Origin of the sequence: Pseudovibrio sp. Ad37 (genome assembly GCF_001623075.1) — a bacterium.
GTDB lineage: Bacteria > Pseudomonadota > Alphaproteobacteria > Rhizobiales > Stappiaceae > Pseudovibrio.
In genome coordinates this window covers 94,308-102,205 of record NZ_LMCF01000004.1, presented here as the reverse complement: position 1 = coordinate 102,205, position 7,898 = coordinate 94,308, and the positions used below count along the sequence as shown (strand labels likewise).

At 53.5% G+C, this 7,898-nt stretch carries 8 protein-coding genes and 1 riboswitch; of the genes, 2 read left to right on the top strand and 6 right to left on the bottom strand.

Annotation, left to right across the window (positions count from 1 at the left end; genetic code table 11):
- Positions 1-701 precede the first annotated feature (701 nt).
- The 3 genes from PsAD37_RS00785 to PsAD37_RS00775 all read right to left on the bottom strand — a co-directional run bounded on the left by PsAD37_RS00785 (position 702) and on the right by PsAD37_RS00775 (position 2,930).
- On the bottom strand, positions 702-1,112 hold the full coding sequence (locus PsAD37_RS00785) for a hypothetical protein (RefSeq protein ID WP_063294519.1): 411 nt from the start codon (positions 1,110-1,112) through the stop codon (positions 702-704).
- A 158-nt stretch (positions 1,113-1,270) separates the two neighbouring features.
- Entirely contained in the window at positions 1,271-1,819 is a 549-nt protein-coding gene (locus PsAD37_RS00780; protein WP_063286132.1) for a YigZ family protein, read from the bottom strand.
- Between the two features lie 4 nt (positions 1,820-1,823).
- Entirely contained in the window at positions 1,824-2,930 is a 1,107-nt protein-coding gene (locus PsAD37_RS00775) for a 2'-deoxycytidine 5'-triphosphate deaminase (protein ID WP_057460767.1), read from the bottom strand.
- 123 nt (positions 2,931-3,053) lie between these two features.
- A riboswitch (SAM riboswitch) is annotated at positions 3,054-3,131 on the top strand.
- 67 nt (positions 3,132-3,198) lie between these two features.
- Here PsAD37_RS00775 and PsAD37_RS00770 point away from each other — a divergent pair.
- The gene (locus PsAD37_RS00770) at positions 3,199-4,383 is read left to right on the top strand and encodes an O-succinylhomoserine sulfhydrylase (RefSeq protein ID WP_057460766.1); all 1,185 of its coding nucleotides are present in this window, start codon (positions 3,199-3,201) and stop codon (positions 4,381-4,383) included.
- 82 nt (positions 4,384-4,465) lie between these two features.
- Here the strand turns inward: PsAD37_RS00770 and PsAD37_RS00765 are convergent, their stop codons facing one another.
- From PsAD37_RS00765 to PsAD37_RS00755, 3 genes are all read right to left on the bottom strand, one after another.
- A complete protein-coding gene (locus PsAD37_RS00765; RefSeq protein WP_057460765.1) occupies positions 4,466-4,903 on the bottom strand; it encodes a hypothetical protein in 438 nt (145 codons plus the stop codon).
- 141 nt (positions 4,904-5,044) lie between these two features.
- Entirely contained in the window at positions 5,045-5,938 is an 894-nt protein-coding gene (locus PsAD37_RS00760) for a hypothetical protein (protein ID WP_208991602.1), read from the bottom strand.
- 87 nt (positions 5,939-6,025) lie between these two features.
- The gene (locus PsAD37_RS00755; protein WP_063294527.1) at positions 6,026-7,237 is read right to left on the bottom strand and encodes a winged helix-turn-helix domain-containing protein; all 1,212 of its coding nucleotides are present in this window, start codon (positions 7,235-7,237) and stop codon (positions 6,026-6,028) included.
- Positions 7,238-7,361: 124 nt separating this feature from the next.
- Here PsAD37_RS00755 and PsAD37_RS00750 point away from each other — a divergent pair, with 124 nt between their 5' ends.
- A complete protein-coding gene (locus tag PsAD37_RS00750; protein WP_084407616.1) occupies positions 7,362-7,895 on the top strand; it encodes an MAPEG family protein in 534 nt (177 codons plus the stop codon).
- The last annotated feature ends 3 nt before the right edge of the window (positions 7,896-7,898 follow it).

Sequence of the window (7,898 nt, the reverse complement as noted above, 5' to 3'; positions counted from 1 at the left end):
TCAGACAAACCTGAGATCTTCAACGTATGTTTTGCAGCAAACACAGTCGCAAAAATCGACTTAACATCATAACATGACCGTCACCCATGTCCCCGAATAAACGTCAACCATCTCTCCGGGACAAACATCAAAGCCCGGGATGACATCGAAGGGTAGGATGGACTGTCTCAAAAAACTTATCCCCCCGGCCTCAAACCGTGCCCATACTAAGCGCATGCCTACGTAACGGGCTGCTGGCGGAGCGACCGTCAGTTTGTCGTAGGTTGGGCGGGGCTTCTGGAAGACGTAACGCACCTTTCAGAGGTCCGGTGAACCGAACTTCAAACGTGACCGCATGGTTTGAGGGGAAGGGCCCAGGACTATAGGGTATCACGCGGTGATAGATGCAGATGTACCGGCAGTAAAACCCTGCTTTTGCAGATGTGTTTGTCAAAGACGGAGGAACTGTCTGGCTAGGGAAACCTGACTGGGTAAGCCACTTTCTTTCCGGGAAACCGGCTATCGTGCCTTATAGGCAAAAGAGGCGACGTTGTTCATTCAAAGAAAGCCCGGGCAAGGCGTGTAGCCAATGCCGAAGAATTAGTTTCAATAAGTAGCGCAGGTATTGCCTGCCGCCTTGCTCATCCCGACTATCGGGAACTCTGGTCCAACACTGCATGGGATGCCATGTGGTGGTGTTGGTGTTTGTGGCAGAACTCAGCTCAAGCGTTGTATTCGATGATGCGGCCTTCGCCGATGAGGCGGGGGGCTTTTTCGGTGGTGGTGTAGCTGATGGCGCCTTCTTCGGGTTCTACGCGGCGGCGGTCGCGCAGGTGGGCGGCGTTTTCTTTGATGCCGATGAGGTGGGCGAGGAAAGCAGAGTTGCAGCGGAAGACGTTGATGCGCTTTGGCAGTTCATAGAACTGGGCGTCTTTTTCGTGCTGGGTCTGCGTGGTGGTGACATCCTCAGAGACTTGCAGCTCTTTGCCTGCTTTGCCATAGGTGTTCCGTCTTGAGACAGTCTCTGCGTTTTGCTCTGTGATTTTGGCGTGGCGACGAGAACTGATATCGCGATAGCGACGATCAGCGTCAGTTCCAGTGTTAATCGCTTTTCCAGTGCGGGTGACACGCATGACTTAACTCCCCCGACTGTCTCAAAATGAGACTGATGCCGTTTCCTGGGATTCACATCGCAAGGCGCGTGCCAAAGTTTAAGTTTTTATTAGGATTTTAATTAGTTGAGTGCGGTGAAATTGCTGAGAGAATGGGAAAGGTAAGCTGGTACAGAAGGTTAGAGCTTATCGATCTGATCTTCAGGACCGCTGACGAGCAGGGTTACGCCATCCTCTGTGAAGGTGCGTTCGATGATTTCCAGCTGTAGCAGAATGACCTGGCGTTCCAGTTCGGCACTGCTGGAGAAGCTGGCAGAGACACTGCGGGTTTTGATGCGCAGCCATGGCACAAGCTCAGCTTCCCGAATGGCGAGATTTGCGGCGCCGGAGTAGGCCCGTGCCAGGCCGCCGGTGCCCAGTTTTGTGCCACCGAAGTAACGGACGATGATGACGCCCACATCCACAAGGTCTGCCCCAATGAGTGTTTTGAGTGTGGGCATGCCGGAGGTGCCAGCGGGTTCGCCATCGTCTTTGCCGCCTTCATCGATGCGTCCCTCGGGGAGCATTCTGCGGAAAGCGGTGACGTGGTGGTTGGCTTTTTTGTGCTCGTCGCGAAGGTCCGCCAGCCGCTGAGCAAAGTCTACATGGGGTACCAGAAAGGCAAGAAAGCGTGACTTCTTTTCTTCCAGTATCGCGTTGTATTCCTGCTCAACGGTGAAGAGGGGCATTGGCTTATGCTCCTACCGGTTCTTTGCTTTTGAAGTGCTTGGAGAGCTTTAGTGCCTGACCCTGATAGTTGGAGCCAATGCCCTCGCCGTAAAGGGTTTCTGGCACTTCCTCCATGTGCTCGTAGACAAGGCGGCCAACCGTCTGGCCGTGTTCTACGATGAAGGGAACGTCGTGAGAGCGGACTTCGAGAACGGCTCTGGACCCTGTGCCACCAACGGTGGAGTGGCCGAAGCCGGGGTCGAAGAAGCCTGCGTAGTGGACGCGGAACTCGCCGACGAGTGGGTCGAATGGCACCATCTCAGCGGCGTATTGTGGTGGGACGTGGACAGCTTCCTGCGAGACCAGAATGTAGAACTCGTTCGGGTCGAGGATGAGCGTTGCATCGCCGCGATTGTACAGCGGCTCCCAGAAGTCTTCCGGGTCCTGTGCGTCTTTGCGGTCAACGTCGATCACGCCTGTATGGCGCTTGGCGCGGTAGCCGATGAGGCTGTCTTTGCCAGAGCCTTTCAGGTCGATGGACACCTGTACGCCGTTGTTGATTGCGTCTTCGTCCTTGCCGCCAGACACCAGTGTGTGCTGGTTGTGCACTTTGGTCAGGTCTTCATCATTGATGAGGGTTTCGCCATCGCGGAAGCGGATTTGGGACAGGCGAGAACCTTCGCGGACCAGCACAGGGAAGGTCTTTGGAGAGATCTCAGCGTAGAGCGGGCCTTTGTAGCCAGCTTCAACACGGTCAAATGCGCGGCCTTGGTCTGTGATGACGCGGGTGAACACATCGATGCGGCCCGTGGAGCTTTTGGGATTGGCTGTGGCGGATTGCTCAGCCGGGAGGTCCAGCGCCTCCTGAAGGCGGACGATGTAAACGCAGTTGGTTTCCAGCACGGCGCCCTTGGAGAGGTCGATCTCGTGCAGGATAAGCTTTTCCAGCTTGTCTTCCACTTTCGCGTCGGGGCCGGGGAGAAAAGAGGCACGGACACGCCATGCTTTGACGCCGAGGCGCAGGTCAAGACTGGCAGGTTGAATCTGGTCCTCGTCGGGCACTCTGTCTGCTTGAATTGCACCGCTGGCAAACATAGCTTCAATCGCTTTTGCCGGAAGAATGCCTGTCATTGTTGGTTCCGCCCTACTGGTACTCAAATCGTTCTGACACTGATTAACGTAAGTTTGATCTCTCGCCAAGTCTGCAACCTAAGCTGATTGATTGACCCTAGTGTATTTTCGAGGTAAAAACGCTGCCTATTCCGTGGTGATTTGGTCGACCGGCTTGCAACCACGTAAAACAAGTAGCTAAAGGGTCGGGTTCTTGTATAGACCTCGGCCCGCGCCGGGGTTTTTTAATGAAGGGGTAGAGCAATATCTCTTCGGGCAGGAATGAGCGATGACAGACGCAAAGAACTGGAAGCCAGCAACTCGGCTTGTTCATGGAGGCACAACGCGCTCCAGCTTTGGTGAAACATCCGAAGCTATCTTCCTTACACAAGGGTATGTTTACGACAGCTCAGAAGCGGCAGAAGCACGCTTTTTGGGCGAGAATCCGGGCTATATTTATTCCCGGTACGCAAACCCGACCGTAGGAATGTTCGAGCGACGAATGTGCGAACTGGAAGGCGCTGAGGCCGCACGCGGCACGGCTTCTGGTATGGCGGCTGTTAACTCTGCGATTATGGCCTGCGTGAAAGCTGGCGATCATGTGATTGCACCAAAGGCACTGTTCGGTTCCTGCCGATACATCATCGAAAAGCTGCTGCCACGTTACGGTGTGGAGTCCACGCTGATTGATGGCACTGACATCGAGCAATGGAAAGCAGCTGTTCGTCCGAACACCACAGCGGCGTTTCTTGAAAGCCCAACCAACCCGACGCTTGAAGTGATCGATATTCCTGCTGTTGCGGATATTATTCACGAAGCTGGTGGACGGCTTATTGTAGACAACGTGTTTGCGACTGCTATCTGGCAGAGCCCGCTGGCGCTGGGGGCGGATGTGGTGATCTACTCCGCGACCAAGCATATTGACGGGCAGGGCCGATGTCTGGGCGGTATCGTGCTTTCCGATGAAAAGTGGATTGTGGAAGAATTCCATGACCCGTTCAAGCATACCGGACCTGCGATGAGCCCGTTCAACGCCTGGGTTCTGCTGAAAGGTCTGGAGACATTGTCTCTGCGTGTTGAGCGTCAGACTGCGAATGCAGGCAAGCTGGCAGAGTTCCTTGCGGATCACTCTGCAGTGTCTCGGCTGATTTACCCAGGTCGTGCTGATCACCCACAGGCGGATATCGTGGCCAAGCAGATGCAGGGTGGGTCTACCATGCTGGCGTTTGATTTGGCGGGTGGTAAGGAAGCGGCCTTCAAGTTCTCCAATGCGTTGGAGATTGTCAGCCTTTCCAACAACCTTGGTGATGCGAAGAGCCTGATTACCCATCCGGCGACGACAACGCACCAAAGTGTTGCGGAAGATGCACGTCTGGAGCTGGGCATTACAGACAAGACGCTTCGTCTTTCTGTTGGTCTGGAAGATGCAGATGACCTGCTGGAAGATGTTGCTAAGGCACTGGCCGCGCTTTAAGCTTGTTGCACATTATGACTGACATGAGGGCATCCAATCGGGTGCCCTTTATGCATTAAAGCGCAATGCTTCAGACTTGTTGTTAGCTGTTGCTGGTTGCCACAACTACATCTCGCCGTGCTCCGGACAAGGTGATGATGAATCCGGCGATGACATCCAGAAATGTGATGGTCATGAGCAGAAGGAAGAGCGGAGTGGCGGCTTCTTGTACCGAGAGGAACTCAATTAGGTAAGCCACGAGGATCAACAGAGACAAGCTGTGATCTACCAGTGAGAGTGTGCTGGTTCTGGTGGCTTTGATGATCTCGACGAAGAGCAGGACCAAAGTGCCTGCAAGCAGAAGGGTGGCGACATCCAGAGGAACGAGCAGTCCGGATGGCAGTGGGATCTGGAATACAATGGCAGCCCACGGGGTGACGTTGTAGCCTTGATCAAGCACCGGCTCTAGATCTTCAAACCACCGAAATGCCACAGCGTTGTAGAGCAAGAACGGAATGAGCGTGAGTGGAATAGTCCTCATGTGGTTGTCCCCGGAAGAGCTGGAAGCGGTATCCTATCGGAAAAGATTAACATTAATGCTGGTGGTCTGTGATGCCCTGAAACCGGGAGGGGTAACGCTTCGAGTGGTTTAATGCCTAGGGCTTTCATTTTAAGTGGAGTTCTAGGGAATACGACGCGTGCGATTGTGAATAGTGAGAGGGCGTCGCACACGTTCTGTCATGCGACGTTCTATGTGAGAGAGCTCGTTATAGTTATCGACGGTGATGCCCTTCCAGTATTTGACGATGGGAAGGCCTATGCGGAGTTGAAAAGCACCAATGGGATAGTCGATGTCGCTGTGATAGCGGATCTGTCCAACAAATGTGGTCTTCAATCCAGGTACGCCAAGCCAGCCTGCGCGGGATATTTCAAACCGTCCCTGCGCCCCGCTTATCTCTTCAATGTTGTTGGCGGTTCTATAAAAGCCTCCTGCATAGATGCGGAGGCCGAACCCCAGATCATCAGTTCCGGGGAGGTCGTAGCCAATCTCTCCTGAAAGGTTGAGGAGAGGAATGCTTTCGCGTTGGTCTGTGCTACCCGGTTCCGGTTCCAGAATACGGACTTTGCTTGTCGGGAATTGTGCGTTGAAGCGAGCCTCATAGTTATTTGCCAGAAACTCAATGCCCGTGGTGACTGCAGTTGCGGGGCCGCGTTCGTAATCTTCCTTGTAATTCATGAAGATGTAGGTGCTGCCAATCAGGTTTGGCCGCACAAAGTGACGGAGGCCACCGCCAGCACTTATGAGATATACAGCATCAGAGGAGTTGCCGGAGCGGACATCAGCGAAGAACATGCCATGACTGTCCTGAAAGACTGGCGTGATGACTTCGGCGGCTCCAGATGTGTTATTGCGATCTGTCTCAAACAGGCCAATGAGGCGGGGTTGGTACTTGCCTTGCGGATTGAAGGTGAAGTGATCGTCTAAATTGAAGAGAGGTTGGGCCTGGCTGGCAGAGATATTCAGTGCCACAAGGCAGAGCAGAATACGCAACAAAGTTTGCAAAAGCTGGCCCATTTGCTCTCTTGGTGCTGACGAGAATGCGACGTTTACCAGCAGTATTGGAGGTTACTTACGTTTCTGATAGTCCCGCCATCCAGTGGGCTATCCTTGCCAAGCTGAGAGGAACTGAAGATCTTCACAGCCAGCAAACTGGGTGCATCGCTCCAGTTCAGCTTCCAATCGTTGTTGGCGGCCTTTGCCCATGCGAATGCCAGCCTCGGGCCAGAAGCGTTTTACGGCCAAAGCATTGGAGGCTTTGTCACGCTTCATATCAATGCGACCAATCAACTTGTCCCCCTCCATTACGGGGAAGACATAATAGCCGTATTGCCGTTTTGGTTCAGGGACGAAGATTTCGATGCGGTAATTGAAGTCAAAAAGGAACTCAGCGCGCTTGCGGTCTCTTAATGCCGGGTCGAATGGACTGAGGATGCGGATCCGTTGGGAATGGGCTTCGAGGGATCTCAGTTCATCTTCAATTGTTGGGCGTGCGAGACATAATTTGGGCTTCGTGTCGCTGGCAGGTTGAATCTCAACAGGGATTAGTTCCTGACGCTTCTGGGCTTGCTCACACCATGCTTTGACATCGGCAAGGTCTAGTTTGTCCCAATAGGCTGCAATTTCGCTGGGCGTAGCGAAGCCGAGGCGGTCGATTGCGGAGTTGCAAGCCCACTCTATGGTTTCTGCATGGCTGGGTTTAGCGGAGCGGTGATCCTCAGGGATGACGCGTTCTGTCAGGTCATAGAGTTTTTGAAAGTTTTCACGCCGAGAGACGGAGATTTGTCCGGTCCGCCAGAGATATTCAAGCGCTGTTTTGGATGGGTTCCACTCCCACCATCCGCCTTTGCTGCGCTTCTCATCCTTGCCGACATCTGAGGTGCCAGCGGGGCCGTTTTCTTCGATGTGCCGTAGAATGAGGTTGAGTTTTTCCTGATACTCCGCACCGCGCCAGACCTTCCAGCGGGATTGCAAGCTTTCTGCGCTTTTTTGGAAGCGGTAGTGCCAATAAGGGAAGAACTCGGTTGGAATGATTGAGGCATCATGCGTCCAGTGCTCAAAGAGGCTTCTGTCATTCTCCAGCAGTTTTTTGAGATGTTTGGGGCGGTAACTTTGGCGGCGTGACCATAAGATCATGTGGTGCGCACGCTCTACTGTGTTGATGCTATCAACCTGCACAAAGCCAATGCGGTGAATGAGATTGAGGAGATCTTCTCCTTTCGAGGAGCCTGTTGGTGCTTCAAGAAGGGCGTGTTTCTGCAGAAACAAGCGGCGCGCAGCGGCGTTATCAACTTTTAAAACTAACTGCGCTTCCATAGTCATCAAAGTCTCCTGCTTGGTCAGACGTGCCTAGGCTAGGAGAGGTAGCGCCTTGCCGCAAGCAGTCCGCAGCAGATAGTTGTGGGTTTGTTCCTATTATGTTCTCTAAGTGGAGGTTGCATTGGACTTTGCAGAAAAACAGCGGGGTGTGTTTCAGCGGATGATTGTTGGAGCGTTGGTGACCGCGATTGTGCTTTTGTTTGGTGCGCTTCTCAATCCGTTTGGATTTGCCGCGGACTGGAATGCCTCTGAGCGGCTTTGGGTGGCAGCGGTTTCATTGTTATCACCTGCCTTGCTGCTGATGATTTCCATAGGTCGTCTGGCAATGCGTAGGTTTTATCATGCTGATGACATTGATGGAGGAGGGCTAACCCACGGCAGTGAGGAAGCCAGGATGCTGCAGAGCATTTTGCAAAATACACTTGAGCAGGGGGTGTTGGCGGGGTTCATCTACATTGCCTGGGCTGCGGTTATGCCCGGTAGCACGATGTCGGTACCGCTGTTAGCTGCGCTGCTGTTTGCGCTCGGGCGTATTCTGTTTTTTGCCAGCTATGAGAAGGGTGCACCATGGCGTGGAACCGGCTTTGCACTGACTTTCTACCCAAGCATTTTAATGCTGGTGGTTGTGCTGATAACGTTGATGGCGGGAGTTTGAAGG

What these genes read in the sequence shown, in the direction of transcription:
- PsAD37_RS00785 (WP_063294519.1), bottom strand. Translation starts at nt 1,112, where the DNA reads ATGCGTGTCACCCGCACTGGAAAAGCGATTAACACTGGAACTGACGCT.
- PsAD37_RS00780 (WP_063286132.1), bottom strand. Translation starts at nt 1,819, where the DNA reads ATGCCCCTCTTCACCGTTGAGCAGGAATACAACGCGATACTGGAAGAA.
- PsAD37_RS00775 (WP_057460767.1), bottom strand. Translation starts at nt 2,930, where the DNA reads ATGACAGGCATTCTTCCGGCAAAAGCGATTGAAGCTATGTTTGCCAGC.
- PsAD37_RS00770 (WP_057460766.1), top strand. Translation starts at nt 3,199, where the DNA reads ATGACAGACGCAAAGAACTGGAAGCCAGCAACTCGGCTTGTTCATGGA.
- PsAD37_RS00765 (WP_057460765.1), bottom strand. Translation starts at nt 4,903, where the DNA reads ATGAGGACTATTCCACTCACGCTCATTCCGTTCTTGCTCTACAACGCT.
- PsAD37_RS00760 (WP_208991602.1), bottom strand. Translation starts at nt 5,938, where the DNA reads ATGGGCCAGCTTTTGCAAACTTTGTTGCGTATTCTGCTCTGCCTTGTG.
- PsAD37_RS00755 (WP_063294527.1), bottom strand. Translation starts at nt 7,237, where the DNA reads ATGGAAGCGCAGTTAGTTTTAAAAGTTGATAACGCCGCTGCGCGCCGC.